Source organism: Acinetobacter sp. SW-226, from assembly GCF_055632855.1.
In genome coordinates this window covers 3,220,499-3,245,180 of sequence record NZ_CM145752.1, presented here as the reverse complement: position 1 = coordinate 3,245,180, position 24,682 = coordinate 3,220,499, and the positions used below count along the sequence as shown (strand labels likewise).

Here is a 24,682-nt window from a genome sequence, read left to right as displayed (position 1 = left end):
CCCCTTTCGAACTTGTCGTTGTGCAAGTTCATCCAAAATCAAATAATCAAAATAACACTTTAGTGTGTTGGCTTTTTATCAGTTTGTTGTGCTTTCAATTGTTGTTGCAATTGTGCAAGACGAGCGTTTAGTAATTGAATTCTCTGATCTTTCTGATTAAGTGCCAGTTCTAATTGCGTTACGTTTCTCTGTAATTTAACGGTTTTTTCACGGGATGTCATAACTTTTAATGACAACTCGTTCGATGTTTGATTTTTTTCTGTCGACTTCTTGGCAGAACCATTGTTTGAATCTTGCTCTTTCTCTGCAACCAAACTCATTTCCGCTTGATTGAGGCGATACTTGGCTTTGCCTGATTGCTGTGAGCTATGTTTTGGCAGTGAAGAAACGGAGACTTTTTGCTCTGTTTTTGCTGTTTGTAGACCCGTTAAATTAAGATTTGCACCACGACGTAAACGGTTTACATCCCCCTGAATAAATGCATGTTCATTCTTGGATTTAATTTGTTGCATGACTTCACCAACAGGACGGTTTTGTTCTGTGGCAATACGTGATGCAATTCCCCATAAGGATTCATTGGATTGAACAATGTGGGCAGGCGTGCTTGATGTCACAGCCGCTTTGGGTGTGACCGTTTTCGATGTTTGAGCTGTAGAGGGTACAGATCTTGATGCCTGAGTTGAATTGGGTACAGGTTGAGGGCTAGCTTGTGTTGCTATCGGTGCTTCCGCTTTTTTAAGGGAGTTGGCATACTTTTGCACCAAGGGATCTGACGATTTCTTGTTTTGTGTAGTGGTTTCAATGTGTTGGGTTGGCGCTTGTGCAATTGTCGCGATTTGTGTCGTAGCTGTTGAGATGACCTGTGTTGGTGTTGGTGTTGGTGTTGGTGTTGGTGTTGGTGTTGTAGTGGTCGTGGTACTCATGCTCGGTGGTGTATGACCATTGAGCTTCAACGGTGTATTGCTTGTCGTTGCTGCTGTTGCTGTTTTTAAATTATTAAACTGTGTGCTAACTGGTAAGTTCAACGCAATATCTTTTTCATTGACGATCACCATAGGTTTTAACGCTTTTTCATTATTATTTGCGCGTGCTTGAAGTGATGCCGAGCGTTTATTGACTGTTTTAATATGTTGCAGTCGTGCCGCATTACCTTCTTTGATTTTGACCACAATGTTGAGTTCTGCATCAGTCAATGGGCGAGATGAGGTAATTGTAATCACACCTGTACTGGCACTGGTACGACGGGTAAAAAAGTTCAGATTACTGGGCGGCTGATGCATGACACCCAGAGACATTAAATCTTCTGCGCTGGCTAGACTGGCTTGAATGGGAGTATTTGGATCGGCATCGTGAAAGTTCAATTCTGCATATAACAGTTCCCCAGGTGCAGACTGAATTTGAATAGGATCGACAGTGATCGCATTCACATTTTGCGAAGCAATAATGGCTAAAATGGCTATCTTTAATTTGTTATTTACGGTCATCTTAATCTTTAGCTCGGTCACAGATCGCAAAGCGAAAATTATAGATTAGCGAGTTGTGTGTTATTTGTAAAACGTTAACATCGGGGTTACAAAAAAAAGCCGATCAAGTGTGATCGGCTTAATACTTTAGCGGTAAATGCTTAAGTATTTTTGTAGTCAATCAGGATGCGGAGCATACGACGTAAGGGCTCTGCAGCTCCCCAAAGCAATTGATCGCCGACAGTGAAAGCACCTAAGTACTCTTTGCCCATATTCAATTTACGTAGACGGCCAACAGGAACTGTTAATGTGCCTGTTACCGCTACAGGTGTTAAGTCAGTCATAGATGCTTCACGGGTATTTGGAACCACTTTTGCCCATTGGTTCGCGCGACGTAACATATCTTCGATTTCATCGAGTGGCACGTCTTTCTTCAGCTTTAAGGTTAAAGCTTGAGAGTGACAACGCATCGCGCCAATACGTACACAATGACCGTCAATCGGAACGATTTGCTGGTTGCCCAAGATCTTGTTGGTTTCAACTTGACCTTTCCATTCTTCTTTCGACTGACCGCTGTCTAATTGTTTGTCGATATAAGGAATGAGTGAGCCTGCTAATGGCACGCCAAAGTTAGCAGAAGGGAAACCTTCGCCACGTTGTAATTCCGCAATTTTAGAGTCGATGTCTAGAATTGGAGAGCGTGGGTCATCTAACAAATCTTTGGTGTTGTTGTACAAATAGCCCATACCAGAGATCAGTTCACGCATGTTTTGCGCACCAGCACCTGACGCTGCTTGATAAGTCATCGAGGTTGCCCATTCCACTAAATTGTTTTGGAATAAACCACCTAAGCCCATCAACATCAGTGAAACAGTACAGTTACCGCCCACGAATGTTTTGGTGCCGTTCACTAAACCATCTTTAATTACGTTCATGTTGACAGGGTCAAGTACGATGATGGCTTCATCTTCCATACGCAGTGTAGATGCCGCATCAATCCAATAGCCTGTCCAGTTTTCCGCTTTAAGCTTCGGGAAAACTTCTGAGGTATAGTCGCCACCTTGGCAGGTAATAATGACATCCATTTGCTTCAGACTGTTAATGTCTGATGCATCCATAAGTGCTGGGGCAGTTTTACCGCCAAACGCAGGCGCTTCACCGCCAGCATTACTGGTAGAGAAGTAAAATGGCTCAAAATGAGCAAAATCATTCTCTTCAACCATACGTTGCATAAGGACGGAACCAACCATCCCGCGCCAACCGACCAGACCTACTTTCATGTCACTTTGCCTCGGTGCGTTAAAAATTAAAAGGGGATTCGAGTGTATCAAAAGAGCGCTTAACTGCAAGCACTACACAATGAAAACAGCAATTATATTGTGCAATATATCTTGTTTATGTTACATGCAAAATTGATATTAATTTATGAATCTACAAAAAATTAAGAATATAAGAGTTGTTGCTTATGATCTGGGTTGAGTTGCTGGCATGTATTGTGATTTGGTTAAGCTTCTGGTCACTGATTCCACGTGATGAATGGTGGTTTCGTGGTGCAGATTTTCCACGGCTCCAGATTTTGGTATTGGGACTGATTGCATTTATTTTGATGTTGCTTTGGGATGCACCTTGGAATTGGGTACGTGAAGTCATTTTGCTGGGATTAATTGCGGCAGTGGCGTACCAACTCAAAATGGTGTTGCCTTATACCTTTGTATGGAAAAAGCAGGTTAAAACGGTTGCCAAAACAGAGTTACAGCCAGAACGCCAGATTTCTTTAATCGTATCGAATGTACTGACGCCCAATACCCAATACCATTTATTACTGCAACAGATTCATCAGCATCAACCTGACTTGATTTTGACTTTAGAGTCAGATGGACATTGGGAACAAGCTTTGGGTGAACTGGAAAATGACTATCCTTATCGGGTTGCAGTGCCTTTGGATAACTTGTATGGCATGCACTTATATAGTCGTTTAGTGCTTGAAAATATTGACGTTAAGTTTATTTTGAGCGATGAAATTCCTTCAATTCATGCCACAGCCATTCTAAGGTCAGGTCAGCCAGTACAGCTATATTGCTTACATCCGAAACCACCGAGTCCGACCGAAGCCAAAGACTCCACTTTACGTGATGCTGAATTGTTGATTGTTGGTGATCAGATTAAAGATTTGGATGAGAGTTGCATTGTAATGGGGGATTTGAATGACGTGGCATGGTCTCGTACCACACGCCTTTTTCAACGGATTAGTGGGCTGCTAGACCCCCGAGTTGGACGTCACTTTGTCAATACGTTTCATGCTGACTATCCTTTACTGCGTTGGTCACTGGATCATGTTTTCCACAGTACGGATTTTGCTTTAGTACAGATGCAGCGTTTACCCCATATTGGTTCAGATCATTTCCCCGTATATGTAGTACTGCAAACAGGTTGGGTGTTTGAGCAAGTACAAGAAGAGCTGGAACAGACCGAAGCCGATGAGCAAGAGGCGCAGGAGGCGATCGAAGAGGGAATTGAGAAAGCAGAACGAGAAGGTAAGCAGGTTACAGATGAAATTGCCAAAGATTACCAATAAACACATCAGGTGCTTGGATTTCATCAGTGTAAGATATGGCTTACAGGGATTTGGGAACCTGACGAATGGTGAGTCACTCGGTATGGCTTTATTCTAAGCTCATCAGCACATGGAGCGGGAATGGATCATCCCAGTATGGAAGTTGACGCTGATGGAAATCATCATGGATATGATGTAGGTATGGAACGCCACCGAATAAAACAAGAATAACATTGAAAGCACAACCTCATGTACCCGAGTTTTGCAGGACGCAGAACTCGGGTGATGACTTTTTATATTTAGCGTTTCTTAGAATAAATCTTCTCATAACCTTTTGGACGCGTTTTAAAGCGGCGGTGAAACCACATATATTGAGTCGGAGCAATGCGGAGTTGATTTTCAATAATTTGATTCACTCGCGTTGCGTCATCCAGCTCGTCTTCGCTAGGTAGGTTTTCGACCGCAGGTTCAATCAGCACTTTATAGTGTGGGTTTCGAATGTCCCCATCACGATAAAAATACAATGGAATAGCCGCAGCCTTGGTCATTTTCAATAAGCGACGATGTGCCGTAACCGTTGCTGCAGGAACACCAAAGAAGGGTGCCATCACGCCTTGTTTTAAACCAAAGTCTTGGTCTGGACTGTACCAAATGGCATGCCCATTTTTTAAGTTGCGAACCAAACCGCGCATGTCATCATGGTCGATTTGGTTTGCGTAAATGGTGGAACGGCAGCGGTAAATCAGCATATCCAACAGTAGATTATTTTGTGGGCGATAGACCACATCTGGCTCAAAATACTGTGCACAAAGGTAACCGCCTGCATCAAGCAAAGTCGAATGGGTCCCTAAAAGCAGCGCACCTTTACCTTCTGCTTGTGCTTTTTCAATGTGCTCTAAACCTTCAATACTGACACGACCAGTAAACCATTTTGGGCTATACCATGCATTCAGCGTTTCAAATACGCCCAGCATTTGGTCGACAAAAACTAAACGTGCATTTTCACGCACTTCTTGGGTAGACCATTCAGGAAAGCAGACTTCGAGATTACGAATGGTGGTGTCTTGGCGCGATTTGAGAAACTTAAAACTGAGGTTGCCTAAGAGGGTGGCCAGTCGGTGTTGAATTGCCCAAGGCAGAATTGCCAGTATCATAAGGAATACAATACCAATCCATATACCCCAATATTTAGGTTGCAGGAAAGACCATTGAAATTCACCGGGTTGATAGTCTGGCTGAGAACTCATAAATTGCGATAAGTGCTGAAAAAGAATGTTCTGAGTTTAGCATGAAGCATGTATGAAGGGACAAGCTGTGCTCGATGCCACCGCCATTCAAAATTGCGGATAATCATTGTTTAGAGACTTTGATAGGTGGGTTTTGAAAAGACAGGTGTACTGATAGAATTTATTTTTATTAACTAAAATTTTGATTATAAAAGAAATTTATAAGATTTCAAAATAGAAATTAAAACAACGAAGAAATGGGGCGGGAAAGGAATCAATATTAAAGGCTACATCGTGAGTAGCCTTTAATGACTAATGAGGGAATAAAGAATTCATGAAGATTATGATTTAGCAGCGGAAGTTTGGCCCTCTACTTTTTTGGTTGTCGTTTTAGCCACGTGCTGTTTTTTTGCATGATCTGTTTGCTGTTTCTTGTGGATTTGATGGGTGGCTACTTTTTGTTCTGTGGCTTTGTGAGTTTCATTTGGTGCAGAAGTTGCGGCCATTGCAGAACCTGCAAAAATTGCGGTAGTAAATGCTGCTAATACAATTGATGCTACTTTTTTCATGATCATTCTCTCTTTGAGTGTTTCGATATCTGATTAGATTCGATAGGTATATATTCAAGGATTTGTATGGAAAGATCATGGAGCCAATGTAGAGAAAAATAGTGCGATTGAAATGAATAATTGTAAGCTTTCAGTATTATGGTAAGTATCTCGTTTTTTTAAGAAATCATTAATTTTAATGTTGTTTGGGTGTTTTGAACATTCAGCTTTATTTGTAGCTGGTTTTAAATAGAAAAACAGAAAATTTCTCAATTAGATATGCAATGCTACAACCAATGAAACAATAAACAATCCGGAGTAGCGCACCGTCTATGGTGCGATGCCCGACATCATAAATCGTCACAATTAAGAAACTCGATAATGCAATGCCTGTATAGGCTCCTTCTCTAAAAAGGACGCAAACTAAACTGGTCATAAAAATACCTGTAATTAAAAAAAGATATTCTAAATTAATACTAAAATTATGAATAAATGCAGAGTGATCCATGGCGAGCCAGATCAGGATGCCGACAGCAGAGCCAATAAAATTCCCTATCAATTGGTTAAAATTAATCTTTTTACCTGAGTCCATTTGAATGGTTAAAAAGGCTGTCAATGATGCCCATAGAAAGAAATTGGTATCTTTATTACTATCAAAACAGAGCGCTAAAATGACAATGACGACTGCACATCCAAGTATTTTAAAAAGATAGAGTGCATTGCTCAGGTGGTTTCGGTTCATTATCATGCAAAAACCAGATAGATAAATAAAGTTGAAGAACTGTGCTGAATTATAAGGCGAATTCTTGGGTCTAACTTAAATTTTCGTATCTGATCTTTATTTGTAGATATATTTTTCGATAAAAAAACGCTGCGTTCAGCAGCGTTTTTGAAGAAAAAAATAAATTACTTCGTTAGGTTGTCTAGCTCTTCCCAACGTTCAAGTTTTTCAAGCAATAAGTCATCAATTTCGCTCAAACGATTAGACAGTTTAAGTGCTTTGTCTGCATCGGAGATAAAGAGCGAACCATCTGCCAATACAGCATTAATTTCCACTTGTTCTTTTTCCAATGCTTCCATTTCAGCAGGCAGTTGTTCGAGTGCGCGTTGATCTTTATAGCTAAGTTTTACTTTCTTTGGTGCTGCAGGCTCTGCCTCAGCTTCGGCTTTTGCCACAGCCTTTTTCACCGCACTTTTCTGATCTACTACAGTTTGGTCTGGGCGTTGCTGTAAATAGTCTTGGTAACCGCCAATGTATTCGTCAATATTGCCTTTACCATCAAACACCCACGTTGATGTCACGACATTGTCCATAAATGCGCGGTCATGTGAAATAAGCAGTAAGGTGCCTTTGTAGTCGGACAACATTTCCTCTAACAGCTCAAGTGTCACCATATCCAAGTCATTGGTTGGTTCGTCCATCACAATTAAGTTAGAGGGTTTAAGTAGTAATTTTGCTAAAAGAATACGGTTACGCTCACCACCTGAAAGGGCCTTCACCGGTGTACGTGCACGCTCTGGAGAGAACAAGAAATCTTGTAAATAGCTGTAGATATGACGACGGTTTCCATTCACATCGACATGGTCAGAGCCTTCTGATACGTTATCTTTGACTGATTTTTCAAGGTCGAGAGCATTACGTAATTGGTCGAAGTAAGCCACTTCCAATTGCGTACCGGTTTTCACAGTACCCGTGTGTTGTTGCTCACCTAAAATGGCTTTAATGAGGGTGGTTTTACCGACACCATTGTCACCTACCAGACCAATCCGATCACCACGTAACACCAATGCTGAGAAGTCGTTGATGATAGGTGCATCATTGCCAAAGCGAACGCTTAAATTCTCAATTTCAAAGACGACTTTGCCTGAGCGATTGGCTTCTTGGGTCGCCATGCTGACTTTGCCTTGCTGGAAGCGACGGGCTTTCGACTCTTCACGCAGTGCTTTTAAGGCACGAACACGGCCTTCGTTACGCGCATCGACGGGCTTTAATGCCTTGGCGAATCCAAACTTCTTCTTCAGCTAAGCGTTTATCAAACAGTGCATTCTGCTTTTCTTCTGCTTCCATTTGCTGTGCTTTCAGTTCGAGGTAACGTGAGTAGTTACCTTCATAGCTGCGCAGAGTGCCGCGGTCGAGTTCAACAATTCGAGTGGCAATGCTGTCCACAAATGAACGGTCATGCGAGATGAACAGTAAAGTTAAATTATTTTGATCGAGTAAAAACTTTTCGAGCCATTCAATACTTTCAACGTCCAAATGGTTGGTTGGTTCGTCTAGTAATAGCACATCGGGTTGGGTAAGGAGTGCACGAGCAAGCAGCACACGACGCTTACGACCACCCGATAAATCGGCCAAATCAGCATCTGGGTCTAGGCCCATTTTACTTAAAATAGAATTGACTTTGGTTTCTAAAGCCCAGCCATCCAACTGATCTAGTTTGTGTTGTAGGTTACCCATGCGATCACACGCTTCCATGTCTCCGAGCACACAAGCATCACTGGCTTCATGATATGCTCTGAGTACATCCGCGGCTTCACCTGCGCCGTCTGCCACGATATCCGCCACTTTGCCCGAATCCATCGGTACGTCTTGCGCCAACATGGAAATGGTGATGCCGTTTTGTAGAGAAACTTCGCCAGAGTCGGCTAATAAACTTCCCTCGATCAGTTTAAGTAAAGTAGACTTACCCTCACCATTACGACCAATTAAACACACTCGTTCACCGCGTTCCAATGAAAAGTTCGCGCCGTCGAGCAAGGCAGGTCCACCAAACGCAAGTTGGACATCCCTTAAAGTAATATAGGCCATAATGTTTCCTGAAAAATCTCAAATGAGGACTTGAAGTGTCTAAACAACAAAATATTGATAATCAAGCGCCATTGTCCGCACCCATTGAAGATTTGCAAGTCCGAATTGCATTTTTAGATGATTTAGTTGAACAACTCAATGAACAATTGGTGATTCAAGGGCTGGAAATTGCTGATTTAAAAAAACAAATGCAAATTTTGTATCAACGTGTTGAATCTTCAGATTTGTCTGATGGAATTGCGACATTTGACCCGATGGCCGATCGTCCGCCACATTACTAGAAAGGATGAGATATGCTGAAAAAGTTTAGTGAAGCAATTGGTCACATTACTTGTTTTGCAACATTTCTTATCGTTTCTATAACGTTGAGTGGCCTAATATTTTTTGATTCTTTCACTAAAGGCCTAAAATACAATATATCTATTTTAGATATTGATTTTTATAGCTTATTAGTACAATTTTTAATTGTAAATCACTCTGGTCTCATAGGGTATAGTGTAAGTGTTTTTATAATACTCTTTATTTTTTTTGAGTTTTTTCCAAAAGCATTTAATTTTATTTTGGGCATTTTTCATTTTTTATATTTAATTTTACTAAAGTTTTTTAAAGGTTTGGTATTGTTGCTTTTGCAATCATTATTAATGCCAATTGTAGCAATTTTAGTTGTTGTAAATTGGATGTTAAATGATTGGCTTTATAAATCATGTATTTGGTTTTTAGATATAGTTAGGACTTACGCACTATTACTTATAGATTCTCTGTGGTAGCAGATGATTTTTATCGAGAATAAAGTCATCAATGAAGTTTTTGATAATTGGTCTAAATAATTTCTTCTGCCAACGATATATATTTTCAAAGATCCGCTCAAACTGATTCTTTTGTATCTCAACGTAGGCCATCAAGGCTGAAAAAATATGATTCAAAATCAGTTTAGATCGTCTTACTTGAAACTTTTCAATATGACAAACCTGTTTAATCACCCGGTGATATTGCTCTATTTTCCAATGACTTGAATGTAATTCATGAAAACCTTCAAAGGACAATAAATCATCTTCATCTTGATGCACAATATAAAACCTCTGCTGTTCTTTTAACTGAGTCTTAAATAATTGTACAAAGCCAAAATCTTTGAGCCAGATCACTTGACCCTGATGGAAATCTGGCAATAAGCGCAGTTGAAACCATTGTCCTTTTTCTGGGGAAACCTTACGGTTACAGTCGATACCAAACATAAATCGAATACCATATTTTCTTATGGTTTTTAGATTTCCAGTCGATGAATACCAACTATCACCTGTAATAAATTGAATCTTTGCACCCCAACTGAGTACTTCACTTAACATATCCATAAAGTAATCATTCTTGGTTTTACTTTCAGATTTGTCATAAATTCGGAAATTAATTGGAATATTTTGACCATTTCGATCTGTCGCATACAAGGTAATGAGATTAATACCCTTGACGGATCGGTGGTGTTTGCCTGACCAAAAATAGCTAACCAAGTCCATATGTTGACTATATGGTTTATCTAAAACAGTATCATCAATACTGACTATAAGTTTATTATTATCAATATGTTGAATTGATTCTTGATATAGGTCGTGAGGTGTGTAGTCTTCACGCTCTAGAAAGCGATTTACACTATCATGCGAGATATTATAAGTCTCGGCAAGTTGTGTGCAGCTAATAGAGTTCGGTTCTGTCATGAGAAAGCCCATATAAATGGGTAATGTACAAGTTGCTGTAGAAGCATGTTTAATTCGTCTGATCACAGATACTTTATAAAGTATTTTAATACTTTTTTGAATCCGTCAATGCGTAAGTCCTAATAGTTACTAAACTTTTCAAATATTTGGATCGACACTCGAAAACGGAGCAAAATCAGATTAAAAATACATACCAAATAGAAGAAGGGTATAAACATTATGAAAAGGGTAGTTTTTGGATAGTGGTCGCTTTGGGTTTGCTAATTGTTTGGTTAAAGTGGATTGTTTTATTTGGCACAACTGCTGAAAAATATATTGAAAATCTCAAAAAAGCAGATGCTAGACATTGGGTTTATCTAAAAATGGGAGATGAAAAGATCAAGCCTGTTCCAAGTATTTTACTTTTTAAAACAAGAGAAGGTTATCTAGTTATCTCTAAAGAAACAGACAATTTTAATAAGGCTGTAATTTACAGCAATAACATTGTTATAAAAATTGAGCCAAAATAATTGACCTTTGATGCAGTTCCGACTCTAATACGTGCTTTCTGGTGTATCCCATAAAAATGGCCCTATGACTTCAAAAGTTGTACTTCTTGATCTTGAAAATAATGTTCCTACGGCAAAGCTTTTGCGCGAAATAATGGAGCACTATCCAACTGTGTATTTGTTTAATTGCCAAGGTCAATTTGAATATGCATTGTCCGATTTAACTGAATTGGCAAGTTGGATCAGTAGCGGTCAAGTGGTGGTATTAGAAACGCCAAAAGCCGAACAAAAAGAATATGAATATGCGGTTGTTGTGGGGCAGTTAATGGCTTTACTTGAACCTGAGACGCATGTTGAACTTATTTCTGCTGTCAGTACAGCCGAGCTATTGTTGGCATTGATGCATTCTTCTCAGATCAGTTGTCATTTGATCCAAATTCAGACAGACTTGCAAACGGTAAAAGGACTGATTCCAAGTTTAGAGACTATTCAAAACCAGCCCTACTTGAAAATGGTCAAAAAATATTGTGATGCTTTGGGCAAAATGTCAGGTAAACCAACCACACTGGATGGTTTAAAAAACTCAATCAGTAATATTTTGCAACTCGTACCTGAAAAGACCCAACGAGTGGTCGGTATGCTGATCAACCTAAAAATTGTGAAGCGTTATGATGAGCAAATCAGTTTCCGTAAAAAAGTATTGAAACAATGGTTGGCATTGAATATCGAAAAACAAGACTCGGCTACTGAACCGAAAACGTTACAACAGGTATTGCAGCAATTAAAAAAAGATGATGAGAGCGATACTGTTGAACCTGTTGTGGAAACTTTGTCAGCACAACAAGCGTTGTTTAAAAATTTTGCTCAAATTGACCCCGTACAGCTTGAGGTCGCACGCAAATTGCGTGAGCTCAAAACCAATAAACCTAAAGATATTTATGCACTCCGTGATTTGCTTGAGCAAATGTTTCCGAAGTCAGATGTACGTATGTTACTGAAAGAGTTGCTTGATAAAGGCTATATTTATTGGAATGGACATGAAGTTTTATATAGTCATGAAATGTTCTTAAATTAATTTTATCGTTCAAACTTGCGTTTTATATTGTGCTTATGCAACTCTAATAAAGGAATAAAAAGGTTGTGCTATGGAAAATATTGGAATTTGGGTTGCTGGATTTATTATCTTGTTCGTTCTCGGCTCGATTTTTGGACTTCGTGTGAGTCCAAGAGAAAAAGCTTTGGGGGAGATGCGAGAAAAAGCCCGCAAGATGGGCTTGCACCCACGTTTAGTTGCGGCACCTGAATGGACGAAAATACCGATGGCATCGGAGAACCGTGCCAGTATGGTGGCGTACTACAGTGTCCTGATTCCAGATGCACGCCTACCTTTAATGCGTGCTCGTGTTGTTGATCAGCAGCTTGAGCTCATTACAGGTGATGACAAGTTTAAACATTTACCCATTGAATTAAAGGGTATTTATGCTATTGATATGCAAGCAAACTGCGTGGGAATCTATTGGGATGAACATTCTGACTTAAGAGCAACCCAGTTAGATGCCATGAAAGCATATTTACAGTCTTTGGCTGAACTTTAATTTTACAGACCCATTGAAACAGGATTAACGGTTAATATGGCGAAAGCTCCTCGCTCCACATCCAAAAGTACTACAGCAGATTCTCCTGAGGCTGGGAAAAAACGTGCTTTAGTAATTGTGGAGTCGCCTGCAAAAGCGAAAACAATCAATAAATATTTAGGCTCGAATTACATTGTGAAGTCTTCCGTTGGTCACGTTCGTGATTTACCGACGGGTGGCTCAAGTAAGACTGCAGAAAAAAAGCCAGCGACACGAACCAAACTGACCGATGCTCAGAAAGCTGAAAAAGCACAGAATGCCTTGGTCAATCGTATGGGGGTTGACCCTGAACATGACTGGAAAGCTCATTATGAAGTGCTTCCAGGCAAAGAGCATGTGGTTGCTGAACTGAAAAAGCTTGCTTCGCAGGTTGACGAGGTTTATCTCGCAACGGACTTGGACCGTGAGGGAGAGGCCATTGCATGGCATCTTAAAGAGGTCATTGGTGGTGCGGACTCTCGTTATCAACGTGTCGTTTTTAATGAAATTACCAAAAACGCCATTCAAGAAGCTTTTAAACATCCAGCACGTCTTGATATTGATAAAGTCAATGCGCAACAGGCCCGTCGTTTCTTAGACCGCGTTGTTGGCTTTATGATTTCCCCTTTACTTTGGGAAAAAATTGCCCGCGGTTTGTCTGCTGGTCGTGTTCAGTCTGTTGCCGTGAAACTGGTGGTTGAACGTGAACGTGAAATTCGTGCGTTCGTCCCAGAAGAATATTGGCAAGTTTTTGCAGATACCAAATCACAGACGGATGACATTCGTTTAGAGGCGGTCAAGCAAGCGGGTAAAACCCTAAAATTACGCAATAAAGCCGATACCGATGCTTTACTGAAGCTCATTCAAGACGCAGATTACAAAGTGTCAGCACGTGAGGATAAACCGACCAAGGTGAATCCGAGTGCGCCGTATATCACCTCGACTTTACAACAAGCCGCGAGTACACGTCTGGGTTTCTCAGTGAAGAAAACCATGATGTTGGCGCAGCGTTTGTATGAGGCGGGTTTTATTACCTACATGCGTACCGACTCGACCTTTTTGAGCGACGATGCGGTGAATATGGTGCGTCATCATATTGAGACAGAGTTTGGGGCAAAGTATCTGCCTGCTAAGCCGAACCGCTATGGTAACAAAGCGGGTGCACAAGAAGCCCATGAAGCGATTCGTCCATCAAATGTGGCTTTAAAAGGTGACAGTTTAGTGGGTGTGGAGCGTGATGCTCAGCGGTTGTATGACCTGATCTGGCGTCAATTCGTCGCGTGTCAAATGACCCCAGCAGAATACCTGTCATCAACTATTTTAGTCGATGCAAACGGTGTTGAGCTCAAAGCTAAAGGTCGCACACTGGTATTTGATGGTTTCACCAAAGTCCGCGGTCAAAACAAGTCAGATGACGATGTGTTATTGCCAGCGGTCAAAGTGGGTGAAATCCTCAAACTTGAAAAACTCGATCCATCGCAACACTTTACCAAGCCACCTGCACGCTTTACCGAAGCGTCACTGGTGAAAGAGCTTGAGAAGAAAGGGATTGGCCGTCCATCAACGTATGCGGCGATTATCTCAACCATTCAAGATCGTGGTTATGTCAAACTAGAAAACCGCCGTCTATATGCAGAAAAAATGGGTGAGATTGTTACAGATCGTTTGGATGAAAGTTTCAATAACCTCATGAATTATGACTTTACCGCGGATCTAGAAGGTCAGTTGGATAAAGTGGCAGATGGTGAGCGTAATTGGAAAGAGTTGCTTGACAGTTTTTATGGTGATTTCAAAAACCGACTGACCAATGCTCAAGGTGAGGGCGGTATGCGCCGTAACCAACCTGTTGAAGTCGAAGCCGTTCACTGTAAAGAATGTGACCGTCCTATGCAGATTCGTACAGGAACTACAGGTGTGTTCTTAGGGTGTTCAGGTTATAACTTGCCACCGAAAGAGCGTTGTAAAGGCACGTTGAACTTAACACCAGTTGAATCACTTGCAGCACTCTCGGACGATGATGCAGCAGAAACAGCAGACTTGATGTCGAAAAAGCGTTGTCCGATTTGTGAAACCGCAATGGACAGCTATGTGATTGATGGTGGTCGTAAATTACATATCTGTGGTAATAACCCTGATTGTGCTGGTTTTGAGCTTGAAGAAGGTGAGTTCAAAATCAAAGGCTATGATGGCCCAACCATTCCATGTGATAAGTGTGATGGCGAAATGCAGTTAAAGACAGGGCGTTTTGGCCCTTACTTTGCTTGTAACAGCTGTGACAACACGCGTAAAGTACTGAAAAGTGGTCAACCTGCACCTCCGCGTGTCGACCCGATTAAAATGGAACATCTACGTTCAACCAAGCATGATGACTTTTTTGTCCTGCGTGATGGTGCGGCGGGTCTGTTCTTAGCTGCAAGTAAGTTCCCGAAAGTACGTGAAACACGTGCTCCGAAGGTTGCTGAATTGCGTACGGTGGCTGATCAGCTTGATCCAAAGTATCAGTTTATTTTGCAAGCACCTGATGTTGATCCAGAAGGCAATCCAACACTTGTGAAGTTTAGTCGTAAGAATCAAGCGCAATATATTGGCTCTGAAACGCCTGAAGGTAAGCAAACCAAGTGGTCATTGGTGTTCAATGATGGAAAATGGGTTGAAGCCTAAGTTTTAATTGCTTAGAAATATTCAATAAAATGCTCACTTTGGTGGGCATTTTTTATATGATGCATAGCGATAAATAAAAAAATTCTGGTTAATGTATGATTCCTATTCGCTCTATTGTTGTATCCGCTGTTTTATTGTCAAAAATTGAGGGTGAAATTAAACTGTTATTGATGAAGCGTGTTAAAGGTGATTATTGGTGTCATGTCGCGGGAAAGGTTGAAGAAAATGAGACCGCCAGCCAAGCGATACTTCGCGAAATCAAAGAAGAAACCGCCATTCAGCCTCAACGTTTATTTAGTGCAGATTACATCGAGCAGTTTTATGAGCCAAGCTTGAATGTGATTGAAATGATTCCCGCATTTGTTGGTTTTTGTGCTGAAAACCAACCTGTTCTATTGAATCATGAGCATACTGAATATCGATGGTGCAGCTTATCTGAAGCTAGAACTTTGGCTGTATTTTCAAATCAAAGAAAATTATACGACTTTATTTGGGAAAACTTTGTATTACAACAACCTGTAATACATTTAGAAATTACGTAATGTGCTGATCATTGTGATAAAAAATTATTAAAAATTGGGGATCAAAGATGTGGAAAAAACTTCGTATTTTAATCTTACTGCTGATTCTATTGGTGGTTGCTGTGAATGCTTATCGGGATCAGAATCAAGATTGGAGCAAGCCCATTATTGTATTACTCCATCCAGTTAATGCAGATGGACAGGCTACAACTCAGCAATATATTCAGCAACTGAACCTTGGAAACTTACAAGGGGTACAAGGCTATTTAGAGCAGATGTCAGCACAATATCGTGGCCAGCCGATTTCAATTTATTTCCAACTTGGACGCGAGCTCAAGCAGTTACCACCTAAAGTACCCGAGCAGGCGAGCTTGTTGGATACTGTAATGTGGAGTTTAAAGTTCCGTTATTATGCGTGGAAAAATCATCAAGGTTCAGATGGCGCACCAGCTGTTACTTTGTATTTGAACTATTATGACCCTGCACTGACCAAAGAACTGAAACACTCAACAGCTTTGCAAAAAGGGCGTATTGGTTCAGTGAATTTATTTGCATCGACCAAGCAAACAGAGCAAAACAAAGTGGTGCTTGCACATGAGCTTTTACATGCCTTTGGTGCCAGTGATAAATATGACTTAGCTACTGGGCAACCGATGTATCCCGTAGGTTATGCATATCCAAATCAGCAGCCCTTGTTCCCACAAGCCAAAGCTGAGCTTATGGCTGGACACATACCAACTTCGCAAACACAAAGTAAAATGCCAGAAACGATTGATGATACCTTGGTGAATGAGATCACCGCGATAGAAATTGGCTGGAAAAAGTAACTGTGGATAATGTCGAATTTATCCACAATCCAGTGTGCTTATGTGGATAAATTCATGCCTACAAGTCTGTTGAAAAACATGTTAAAACTAAATGAACGAAATCAGACTTGAGAAGAATATGAAAACAGTAGGTAATGATTTAGTTCGCCATCAACTGCATGAAAACCGTAAGTGGTATCTGGGCTTAGGGATTTTATTGGTCTTGTTTGGTTTAATCCTTTTTGCATCGCTACCTCTCGCGACTTTATCTGCAGTCTTTATCTTTGGTGTATTGATGATGTTAGGCGGTGTTTTGCATTTGATTGCGGCTTTTAAGATTTTTGAGGGCGGTTTTCGCTGGTTATGGGCGCTGTTTGGTGTGCTGTACTGGGTTGCGGGTTATTATGCTTTCACAACACCAGTCAAAACAGCCGTTGTATTGACCAGTATTTTGGCCGTATTCCTGGTCATTGCAGGCGTGATTCGTATTTTTAATGCGATACTATTTCGTACATTCCAAGGTTGGGGGTGGACACTTTTTTCAGGTATTTTAACCCTAATCGCTGGGATTATGATTTTAACTACCCCAGATGCTCCATTTTGGGTGTTGGGATTATTTTTAGCATTCGATATTTTATTCCAAGGGATTAACTATCTTTCTTTAGCTTCTTATATCAAAAGAGAAGTCCCGAAAAGTTCAGCAGATGCCTAAATGATCAATCTGAACAAAAAAGAGTGCTTTAGCACTCTTTTTATATTTCAACACTCTTTTTATTTAAGTTTGAGAGCTGGCAAATATAATTTATGGAATATTTCACACGATGAAAACTTTTGTACTTGCGCCCGATTCATTTAAAGAAAGCATGACTGCGGAGCAGGCCTGTACAGCTATGCAACGTGGGATTCAAAAAATAATTCCTGATGCTGTATGTATACATGTACCCATGGCAGATGGTGGTGAAGGTACGGTTGATGCCTTACTCACATCATTAGCGGGTCAAAAAGTCGAATGTGAGGTAACAGGGCCATTGCCATCACAACGAATTAAAACGTATTGGGGTTTATTTGATGGTGGGCAAACGGCTGTTATTGAAATGGCCAAAGCCAATGGGATTCATCTGCTTGAATCTGCGCAGCGGAATCCACTCCTAACCACAACTTTGGGAACGGGGCAAATGATTCGGCATGCCTTGGACGCAGGTGTGTCAAAAATTATTTTGGCACTCGGAGGCAGTGTCACCAATGATGCAGGCAGTGGCATGGCTCAAGCGCTTGGAATCAGGTTTTTAGATGTACAAGGGGCTGAACTGGCCGTTGGTGGTGGTCATTTACAAGAGATTGAACGGATGGATATGCAGGCTTTAGACCCTCGCTTGCAAAAGGTTCAAGTTTTGATTGCCTCCGATGTCACTAATCCGCTGTGTGGAGCACAGGGTGCGTCGTATGTGTTTGGCCCGCAAAAAGGGGCGAGTGCAGAGATGGTTGAGCAGTTAGATCAAAACTTGAGTCACTTTGCAGATGTGGTGGAAACACAGCTGAATATGCAGATACGTAATGTTGCAGGGGCAGGGGCCGCAGGTGGACTAGGCTTTGGCTTAATGGCATTCACAGGTGCTAAGCTTCAGTCAGGTGCGACGTGGGTGATTGAGCAAACCCAACTGGCTGAGAAAATAAAGCAAGCTGATTATGTCTTCACTGGTGAGGGCAGTATCGACTTCCAAACCAAGTTTGGCAAAACGCCGTGGGCGGTGGCTCAGTTAGCCAAACAGTTGAATAAACCAGTGATTGCCTTTGCTGGACGTGTTGGAGAGGATATTGAGTCATTATTTGATGAAGGGTTTAGTCAAATTGTTTCGATCAATGAATCCGACTGTGATTTAGCCACAGCATTGAAAAATGCAGAACAGCATTTGCAAAACAGCTGTGAGGACATCACTCGACTTTTGCTTTTAAATCATGTTGAGCAAGCTTGATTTAAAATATTTGAGTCGGTAATTGATTCGAGCATAAGGCCTTGGCCTAAATTTGAAGATGTATTCCAGACAGAAATGGATAATCGTTGTTGTAGGCTCATATTGACATCATAGATTTGTTAAACTAGTAGCATCCACGAATTGATGAGTGATTATGAGTTTAGCCAGCCTAATTGATGAATTAAACCCGCAACAAAAACAAGCTGCCACGACTGAGTCGCAACACAGTCTGGTGCTCGCAGGGGCTGGCTGTGGCAAGACGAAAACCATTGTGGCACGTGCTGCATACCTGGTTGATCAAGGGATCCCTGCTAACCAAATTCAAATTCTAACCTTTACCCGTCGTTCAGCCAGCGAGATTGTGGCGCGAGTGGAGTTAGCTTTAGGTGAGCAGGCAAAAGGGCTGCGCGCATCTACTTTTCATACTTTTTGTATGTATCTGCTACGCCGCGTACCAAAAGCCTTTGGTTTGGAGCAGTTTTCAATTATTGATCGTGATGATCAGCTGATGATGTTCCGCCTGATTCGTGGGAAAGATGATAAGAAAAATCCCAATCAGTTGCCTAAACCGCAAGAACTGTGTGATCTGTATTCTTTTGCCCGAAATACACGTCAAAAATTGAGCGATGCCTTAGAAAAACAGCATCCTGAGCATTTGGCTTTTAAAGATCAAATTGCGGAAATCATGAAAGAGTACGAGACACGCAAGCGTGCCCGTAGCTTTTTAGATTATGACGATATTCTTGCGATCGTGGCTTCAGCGCTCGCCCAGTCCGAAGGTTTAGCCGACTATGTAGCATCGCTCTGCAAACACATGTTGGTCGATGAAATGCAGGACACCAATCCTTTGCAGTGGGCCTTGCTTGAACCGCTTAAAGACAAAGTGAGCCTGTTTTGTGTGGGGGATGATGCGCAGTCAATCTATGGTTTCCGTGGGGCAGATTTTGAAAATATTCACCATTTTAAAGAGCGGGTGCCGAATGCTCAGGTGTTTAAATTGGAGCAAAACTATCGCTCTACCCAAGAAATTTTAGACCTTTCTAATTGGCTGCTCGATCAATCCGAAATTCAATATAATAAACGCTTAGATGCTCATCGGGGTGAGGGCGTAAAGCCCCGCATGCATATTTTCCCAAATGAGTTTGATGAAGCAAAATGGATTGCAATTGACATTAAAGAGCGCCATTATTTACAAGGACAGCGCTGGTCGGATCACATGGTCTTGGTGCGTTCCAGCTTTGCAGCACGGCATATTGAGGCAGCGTGTCTTGCGGCCAATGTTCCCTATCGTTTTATTGGGGGCATGAAACTGCTTGAAACCGCGCATGTGAAAGATCTACTGAGCTTGTTGCGTGTGATTGCTAATCCTCTAGATGATATTGCGTGGATGCGTTTTCTCACCCTGTGGAATGGGGTGGGGGATGTGGGGGCAAGTCGTCTCGCTCAGCAACTTTTACTGGAGCCTGAGTTTGATTTGATCTTTGATAAATTAGAGAAATTTGGGCGAATTCCAGCTGAAAGCGTGTTGATCATGAAGCAAATGACGGTACTAAAACAGGAAGTGCAGGCTTGCGTCAGTTTGGGTATTCAGGCGATTGAAGCGCAATTGGCAGAAAATTATAAAAAAGACTGGAACCGTCGCCAAGGTGACTTTGAGTTAGTGAAGCAATTGGCATCTAAACATACCCAGTTGAGTGAATTTCTTGAGGAATATGTACTTGATCCAGTGTCTATTTCTGAAATCGAACGACAGTCGGATACGGATGTCGTCACATTAATTACCATTCACTCGGCCAAAGGTACAGAGCAAAAAGTATGTTATGTCGTTAATGTCACGCCAGGGCAATATCCGCATGCTCGTGCCCAAGGTGATTTTAATGATGTTGAAGAAGAGCGTCGGGTCTTGTATGTGGCACTGACCCGTGCCCAGAATGAGCTGATTTTGACCAAGCAAAATTTAAGTCTGTGGGCGCGAGATATGATTGATGAGCAAGGACGGAAAGTCGAAAGTTATTTTTTGAACGATTTGACTCGGAATTTATGTACGATGGAAACCCATCATAAGCCCCGTCAGCAAACCGTTAAAAGTGCACTGATTGAACGACAGTCGATTAATTTAGATTTTGGGATTAATCTCGATTAAACTAAACTGATTACATTGTGGTATTTGTTGTGCAATGTTCAGAAAGTAGCGTAGGCGATTGCTTTTTGATGATTTTGCCTATTTTTGAAGGTTGTTGAATGAAAATTTTAGTTCGTAGTTTAGAACGTACAGTAACAGAAGCAGAATTACTTGAGTTGTTTAAACAATACGGCACAGTTGCATCATGTACTTTAGTGCTGGATGCGGCTACAGGTAAATCGAAAGGTTTCGCTTTTGTGGACATGCCACATGCACGTGAGGCGATTAAAGCTATTAAAGGCTTAAACACATTGCGTTTGCATGGTAGCGGTATTCGTGTGAAACAGGCGGAAGATAAGCCTGAGAAGCCAGAAGCATAAGTATGAAGGAGCAATTGATGCTCCTTTTTTATTGAGTCAAGCATGAAAAAAATCTACCCAGCATTATCTATTGTTGCTCCGATGGGGCAATACATTGCACAAGGAAAAAAGACTTTAGAAATACGTTCTTGGCGCCCTACACATTTGCCGTTGAAAGATTTATTGATTGTTGAAAATCAGCATTATTTGACACAAGAGGGTGATGAAGAGTTAGGATATGCTGTGGCTATGGTCGATGTTGAGGCGATTCATCCGTGGAAAGAGGATGAGCTTGAAGTGGCTAAGGCATCATATTGGGACGAAGGATATTGGGCTTGGGTATTAAGTAATGTACGTCCAATGCTTGTCCAGACTCCCGCTATGGCCAAAAGAAAGATTTATTTTATTGAAATAGATCATGCATAATTTTCATTATGCACTGCTGTGCATAAAGTTTAATCTTGGCTTTGTAAAAAACGCCAAACATTAGGAACACCATTCATGACCCGTGTTGCCCGCTATCATGCAGATCGTACCAATCAAAAACTCTATTTTGCTCGCCTTGCCTGTCAACAAGCTGAGCAGAACGATCATGTGCAGCAAGCGCAGGCGCACCGTGAAGCAGCCGTCTTTCATTTACACGGTGCTGTACTGGCCTTTTTACAGGAATTGGTAAGATACTACCGCTTAAATGACTTTAACCCGACCTTGAAATCTATTGAGGAACAAATGGCAGTTAAAGGACAAGTTTCACCTGAGGTAACGGTGTTGCAGCAGTTATCAAAAGAAGGGTTTATCGCAGAGTTAAAGCGTGCTTATCGTTTATGCCAGTATGCGCCAGAACCAACGAGTCCTGAACCAGAGTCTGAAACATCATCGAACTTGATCATTAAAGTGACGCAAACACCGCAAGCATGGTTACCTGATACCAAAATTCTAAGAGAGTGGCACCGCGACTTGACGGCTTTGATTGATGGCTTCCGGAATGAGATGGTCGAGTTCTAAAAGCGATGACCAGCGCTTGAAGTTTGAAAATTTGTCCTTATATCAATAAGTCTAAGCGAAGCAAAGTGCAACTGCCTTTGCCACCATGTTGAACATGGAGGAAATATGTCTATAGAACAGTTGAAAGAATTATTTGGAAATCAAGAGGCCATTTTGGAATTGGTTCAACTTGAAGGTGGCGAATTGGCACTACGTAACGCAGGTTCTGAAAGTGCGCCTTTAGTCACGATACAATTTAATGATGAAGTTAAAGCCCTATTGGGTGATCAAGCAACTGTGGTTGCACAGCATATGGTGCAAGCGGCTTTATACGCCTTACTTGAAAAGCAAGTGGGTGAGTGGCAAGCTGAAGTTGTAGACGAAAAACCACAGTTCTTGAGCTAAACTGAATAAGAAAAAACGCACTGAACAGTGCGTTTTTTTTGTATCTCGTGTTTGTTCTTTAGTGGGTGGGTGCCTGATGATGCGCAATCTGAATTTGATTTAAAATATGATTGCTCATATTTTTTGCCATTTCTTCTTTGGCAAAATACACTTCACCAATGTTGTCACGACGAATTACTTCGGCTTCTTCTTTACTTTCTGCACACACCAAGACCTGAATCTCAGGATTGAGAGTTTTGGCAATATCTACGATCTTATGAATATCTAAAATATCCATTGGAGAAAGTACCAACAGGCGCGCATGTTGAATATGGGCTTGAATCAGTACTCCAGGATCGGTTGCTATACCAGAAACAGCCGCAATGCCTTTCTCACGGAGGTTCTCTACAATTTCACGGTTTTCTTCCGCAATCACCACTTTAATGTCTTCGGCCATTAACTGTTTGGTAATACGACGTCCCACTTCACCATGCCCAACAATCACCACTTGGTCACGTAAGTAGTCCTGTGAGACTTCATCAGGCAACATTGCTAGTGGATCCCCACTACGTTCCAGTAAGCGGGCTAAATGAGAGCGTTCACGAATCCAACGTTGTACAGGTTCAATGGCAGAGAACACAAAACTGTTTAAAGTGATGGAGATCAAAGCGCCTGCCAATATCAGGTTTTGTCCTTCTAAAGACAGAAGTTTGAGTGAAACCCCAAGCGTTGCCAAGATGAAGGAAAATTCTCCGATCTGTGCCAGTGAAGCCCCTACAGTGAGAGCTGTATTGATGGGATAGCGGAAGAAGAGCACCAGTGCCATAGCTGCAATGGTTTTGCCAATCATGATAATGGCAACGACAGCAAGCACATGCACAGGTTGTTCTACTAAGATGCGTGGGTCAAATAACATGCCCACTGCAACAAAGAACAAAATGGCAAAAATTTCACGTAGAGGGAGAGTTTCCTCTTCTGCACGATGGCTAAAGTCAGATTCTTTGACGACCATCCCTGCAAAGAAAGCGCCCAGCGCCATGGAAACACCAAAAATTTTATAAGCACCGAAAGCAATGGATACCGCGGCAGCCACTACGGTTAAAGTAAAGAGCTCACGTGAACCAAGGCGAGCGACGAACTGCATGATCATTGGAACCAGACGTTTCCCGATGATCAGCATAAAAGCGATAAAACCAGCCACTTTAAGTAGGGTGGTGCCGAGGGTAAGCCAAATGTTGGTATTTTCACTGCCTGCAAAAGCTTCGCCACCGAGTAAGACCGCTGTTGCAGGTAATAAAACCAGCACCAAGACCATGACTAGATCTTCAACCAAAAGCCAGCCAACAGCGATTTTACCGTTAACTGAATTGAGTAGACCGCGATCTCCTAGGGCTTTGAGTAATACCACTGTGCTTGCGCAGGATAAACTGAGACCAAAAACCAGTGCAGAACCAAAGCTCCACCCCCAGAGCATGCTGACACCTATACCAAGTAGAGTTGCCACAGCAATTTGTAAAATTGCACCAGGTAAGGCAATGCGTCGAACTTGTAATAGGTCATTCAGAGAGAAGTGCATGCCCACACCGAACATGAGGAACATGACTCCAAGTTCAGCCAACTGGTTTGCTAGATGCATGTCTGCGACAATACCAGGGGTGTTGGGGCTGATGATAATACCGGCAATCAGATAGCCAATGAGTGGAGGGAGGCGTAAGCGTACGGCAAGATAGCCGAAAATGAGCGCAAGCCCAAAGCCAACAGCAAGTAATATAATGAGATCTACGTCATGAGGCACTAAAAACTCCTTAAGCAAAAAAGTTAAGGGTGAAAAATAAGCAAAGCACAAACGGTGCCAAAAGAGATTAAAAGTTTAACAAGTCGAATGAAAAAAAGCAAAAAAAAACGACCTGATACAGGTCGTTTTTTCCAAAAAACTAAAATTATTTAATTTTAGCTTCTTTGAAGATTACGTGTTGACGGATTTTTGGATCAAATTTTTTGATTTCCATTTTTTCCGGCATAGTTCGTTTGTTCTTAGTTGTGGTATAGAAATAACCTGTACCAGCAGTAGAAACTAGGCGAATTTTATCACGCATGGTTCAGACTCCTTAGATCTTTTGACCTTGAGCACGTAGGTCAGCAACAACCTTTTCGATACCCAATTTGTCGATAATACGCATACCTTTTGTAGTTAGGCGAAGACGTACAAAACGTTTTTCGCTTTCTAACCAGAAACGGTGGTGATGCAGGTTCGGCTCGAACCGGCGTTTGGTTTTGTTATTGGCGTGCGAGACGTTGTTGCCAACGACTGGACGCTTGCCGGTAACTTGGCAAACCTTAGACATGGTGAACTCCATTGCTAGACAGCACCGATTGTGCGGCTAGTCATTAAAAGTAAACGGATGAAATCATTCAAGGGGCGTTTTATACCAAAAATGCGCTTAAAAGACAAGCGATTTTCATTA

The 24,682-nt window shown here is 41.6% G+C and carries 25 protein-coding genes and 1 pseudogene; 16 read left to right on the top strand and 10 right to left on the bottom strand.

The window, feature by feature from the left end:
• Positions 1-59 precede the first annotated feature (59 nt).
• Both ACZ8ZH_RS15385 and asd read right to left on the bottom strand, forming a co-directional pair.
• Positions 60-1,484, bottom strand: a complete 1,425-nt coding sequence (locus ACZ8ZH_RS15385) for a type IV pilus assembly protein FimV (protein WP_119064616.1) — start codon at positions 1,482-1,484, stop codon at positions 60-62.
• Positions 1,485-1,624: 140 nt separating this feature from the next.
• On the bottom strand, positions 1,625-2,743 hold the full coding sequence (gene asd, locus ACZ8ZH_RS15380) for an aspartate-semialdehyde dehydrogenase (protein ID WP_086209987.1): 1,119 nt from the start codon (positions 2,741-2,743) through the stop codon (positions 1,625-1,627).
• A 185-nt stretch (positions 2,744-2,928) separates the two neighbouring features.
• Here asd and ACZ8ZH_RS15375 point away from each other — a divergent pair, with 185 nt between their 5' ends.
• Positions 2,929-4,038, top strand: coding sequence for an endonuclease/exonuclease/phosphatase family protein (locus ACZ8ZH_RS15375; RefSeq protein WP_119064615.1), 1,110 nt, complete (start codon positions 2,929-2,931; stop codon positions 4,036-4,038).
• 278 nt (positions 4,039-4,316) lie between these two features.
• On the opposite strand, the gene ACZ8ZH_RS15370 is transcribed toward ACZ8ZH_RS15375, so the two are convergent.
• The 4 genes and pseudogenes from ACZ8ZH_RS15370 to ACZ8ZH_RS15355 all read right to left on the bottom strand — a co-directional run bounded on the left by ACZ8ZH_RS15370 (position 4,317) and on the right by ACZ8ZH_RS15355 (position 8,600).
• Entirely contained in the window at positions 4,317-5,264 is a 948-nt protein-coding gene (locus tag ACZ8ZH_RS15370) for an LpxL/LpxP family acyltransferase (protein ID WP_119064613.1), read from the bottom strand.
• 320 nt (positions 5,265-5,584) lie between these two features.
• Positions 5,585-5,812, bottom strand: coding sequence for a hypothetical protein (locus ACZ8ZH_RS15365; RefSeq protein WP_228147004.1), 228 nt, complete (start codon positions 5,810-5,812; stop codon positions 5,585-5,587).
• Positions 5,813-6,020: 208 nt separating this feature from the next.
• Positions 6,021-6,533 (bottom strand): aromatic acid exporter family protein, encoded by a 513-nt coding sequence (locus ACZ8ZH_RS15360; RefSeq protein WP_086209983.1) that lies wholly within the window; start codon positions 6,531-6,533, stop codon positions 6,021-6,023.
• A 164-nt stretch (positions 6,534-6,697) separates the two neighbouring features.
• Positions 6,698-8,600, bottom strand: a pseudogene (locus ACZ8ZH_RS15355) (ATP-binding cassette domain-containing protein).
• A gap of 35 nt (positions 8,601-8,635) precedes the next feature.
• On the opposite strand from ACZ8ZH_RS15355, the gene ACZ8ZH_RS15350 reads away from it, so the two are divergent.
• Together ACZ8ZH_RS15350 and ACZ8ZH_RS15345 are read left to right on the top strand one after the other, a co-directional pair.
• Entirely contained in the window at positions 8,636-8,881 is a 246-nt protein-coding gene (locus ACZ8ZH_RS15350) for a SlyX family protein (protein ID WP_004692513.1), read from the top strand.
• 12 nt (positions 8,882-8,893) lie between these two features.
• A complete protein-coding gene (locus ACZ8ZH_RS15345; RefSeq protein ID WP_470247777.1) occupies positions 8,894-9,367 on the top strand; it encodes a hypothetical protein in 474 nt (157 codons plus the stop codon).
• On the opposite strand, the gene ACZ8ZH_RS15340 is transcribed toward ACZ8ZH_RS15345, so the two are convergent.
• Entirely contained in the window at positions 9,344-10,372 is a 1,029-nt protein-coding gene (locus ACZ8ZH_RS15340; protein ID WP_086197162.1) for an IS701 family transposase, read from the bottom strand. The genes ACZ8ZH_RS15345 and ACZ8ZH_RS15340 overlap by 24 nt on opposite strands.
• 185 nt (positions 10,373-10,557) lie before the next feature.
• On the opposite strand from ACZ8ZH_RS15340, the gene ACZ8ZH_RS15335 reads away from it, so the two are divergent.
• The 13 genes from ACZ8ZH_RS15335 to ACZ8ZH_RS15275 all read left to right on the top strand — a co-directional run bounded on the left by ACZ8ZH_RS15335 (position 10,558) and on the right by ACZ8ZH_RS15275 (position 22,238).
• Complete coding sequence (locus tag ACZ8ZH_RS15335; RefSeq protein ID WP_470247776.1) at positions 10,558-10,815, top strand: hypothetical protein; 258 nt, start codon at positions 10,558-10,560, stop codon at positions 10,813-10,815.
• 64 nt (positions 10,816-10,879) lie between these two features.
• On the top strand, positions 10,880-11,869 hold the full coding sequence (locus ACZ8ZH_RS15330) for a hypothetical protein (protein ID WP_086209980.1): 990 nt from the start codon (positions 10,880-10,882) through the stop codon (positions 11,867-11,869).
• Positions 11,870-11,939: 70 nt separating this feature from the next.
• Positions 11,940-12,389, top strand: a complete 450-nt coding sequence (locus tag ACZ8ZH_RS15325) for an ammonium transporter (RefSeq protein ID WP_086209979.1) — start codon at positions 11,940-11,942, stop codon at positions 12,387-12,389.
• Positions 12,390-12,425: 36 nt separating this feature from the next.
• A complete protein-coding gene (gene topA, locus ACZ8ZH_RS15320; RefSeq protein WP_086209978.1) occupies positions 12,426-15,068 on the top strand; it encodes a type I DNA topoisomerase in 2,643 nt (880 codons plus the stop codon).
• Between the two features lie 95 nt (positions 15,069-15,163).
• Entirely contained in the window at positions 15,164-15,610 is a 447-nt protein-coding gene (locus ACZ8ZH_RS15315) for an NUDIX hydrolase (protein ID WP_086209977.1), read from the top strand.
• A gap of 47 nt (positions 15,611-15,657) precedes the next feature.
• Positions 15,658-16,416: a hypothetical protein gene (locus ACZ8ZH_RS15310; RefSeq protein WP_086209976.1), complete on the top strand. Its 759-nt coding sequence runs from the start codon at positions 15,658-15,660 to the stop codon at positions 16,414-16,416.
• 118 nt (positions 16,417-16,534) lie between these two features.
• Positions 16,535-17,107 (top strand): HdeD family acid-resistance protein, encoded by a 573-nt coding sequence (locus ACZ8ZH_RS15305; RefSeq protein WP_086209975.1) that lies wholly within the window; start codon positions 16,535-16,537, stop codon positions 17,105-17,107.
• Between the two features lie 109 nt (positions 17,108-17,216).
• Entirely contained in the window at positions 17,217-18,368 is a 1,152-nt protein-coding gene (locus ACZ8ZH_RS15300) for a glycerate kinase (protein ID WP_086209974.1), read from the top strand.
• 154 nt (positions 18,369-18,522) lie between these two features.
• Positions 18,523-20,511, top strand: coding sequence for an ATP-dependent helicase (locus tag ACZ8ZH_RS15295; RefSeq protein ID WP_119064611.1), 1,989 nt, complete (start codon positions 18,523-18,525; stop codon positions 20,509-20,511).
• A 98-nt stretch (positions 20,512-20,609) separates the two neighbouring features.
• Entirely contained in the window at positions 20,610-20,870 is a 261-nt protein-coding gene (locus ACZ8ZH_RS15290; protein ID WP_086209972.1) for an RNA recognition motif domain-containing protein, read from the top strand.
• Positions 20,871-20,912: 42 nt separating this feature from the next.
• Positions 20,913-21,275, top strand: a complete 363-nt coding sequence (locus ACZ8ZH_RS15285; protein ID WP_086209971.1) for an ASCH domain-containing protein — start codon at positions 20,913-20,915, stop codon at positions 21,273-21,275.
• Positions 21,276-21,350: 75 nt separating this feature from the next.
• Positions 21,351-21,854: a DUF6586 family protein gene (locus ACZ8ZH_RS15280; protein ID WP_086209970.1), complete on the top strand. Its 504-nt coding sequence runs from the start codon at positions 21,351-21,353 to the stop codon at positions 21,852-21,854.
• 105 nt (positions 21,855-21,959) lie between these two features.
• Positions 21,960-22,238 (top strand): hypothetical protein, encoded by a 279-nt coding sequence (locus ACZ8ZH_RS15275; RefSeq protein WP_086209969.1) that lies wholly within the window; start codon positions 21,960-21,962, stop codon positions 22,236-22,238.
• 58 nt (positions 22,239-22,296) lie between these two features.
• Here ACZ8ZH_RS15275 and ACZ8ZH_RS15270 read toward each other — a convergent pair whose 3' ends face one another.
• The 3 genes from ACZ8ZH_RS15270 to rpmB all read right to left on the bottom strand — a co-directional run bounded on the left by ACZ8ZH_RS15270 (position 22,297) and on the right by rpmB (position 24,562).
• Positions 22,297-24,012, bottom strand: a complete 1,716-nt coding sequence (locus ACZ8ZH_RS15270; protein ID WP_086209968.1) for a cation:proton antiporter — start codon at positions 24,010-24,012, stop codon at positions 22,297-22,299.
• A 145-nt stretch (positions 24,013-24,157) separates the two neighbouring features.
• Positions 24,158-24,313: a 50S ribosomal protein L33 gene (rpmG, locus tag ACZ8ZH_RS15265; protein ID WP_003654787.1), complete on the bottom strand. Its 156-nt coding sequence runs from the start codon at positions 24,311-24,313 to the stop codon at positions 24,158-24,160.
• 12 nt (positions 24,314-24,325) lie between these two features.
• Complete coding sequence (rpmB, locus tag ACZ8ZH_RS15260) at positions 24,326-24,562, bottom strand: 50S ribosomal protein L28 (RefSeq protein ID WP_000048256.1); 237 nt, start codon at positions 24,560-24,562, stop codon at positions 24,326-24,328.
• Between the last annotated feature and the right edge of the window lie 120 nt (positions 24,563-24,682).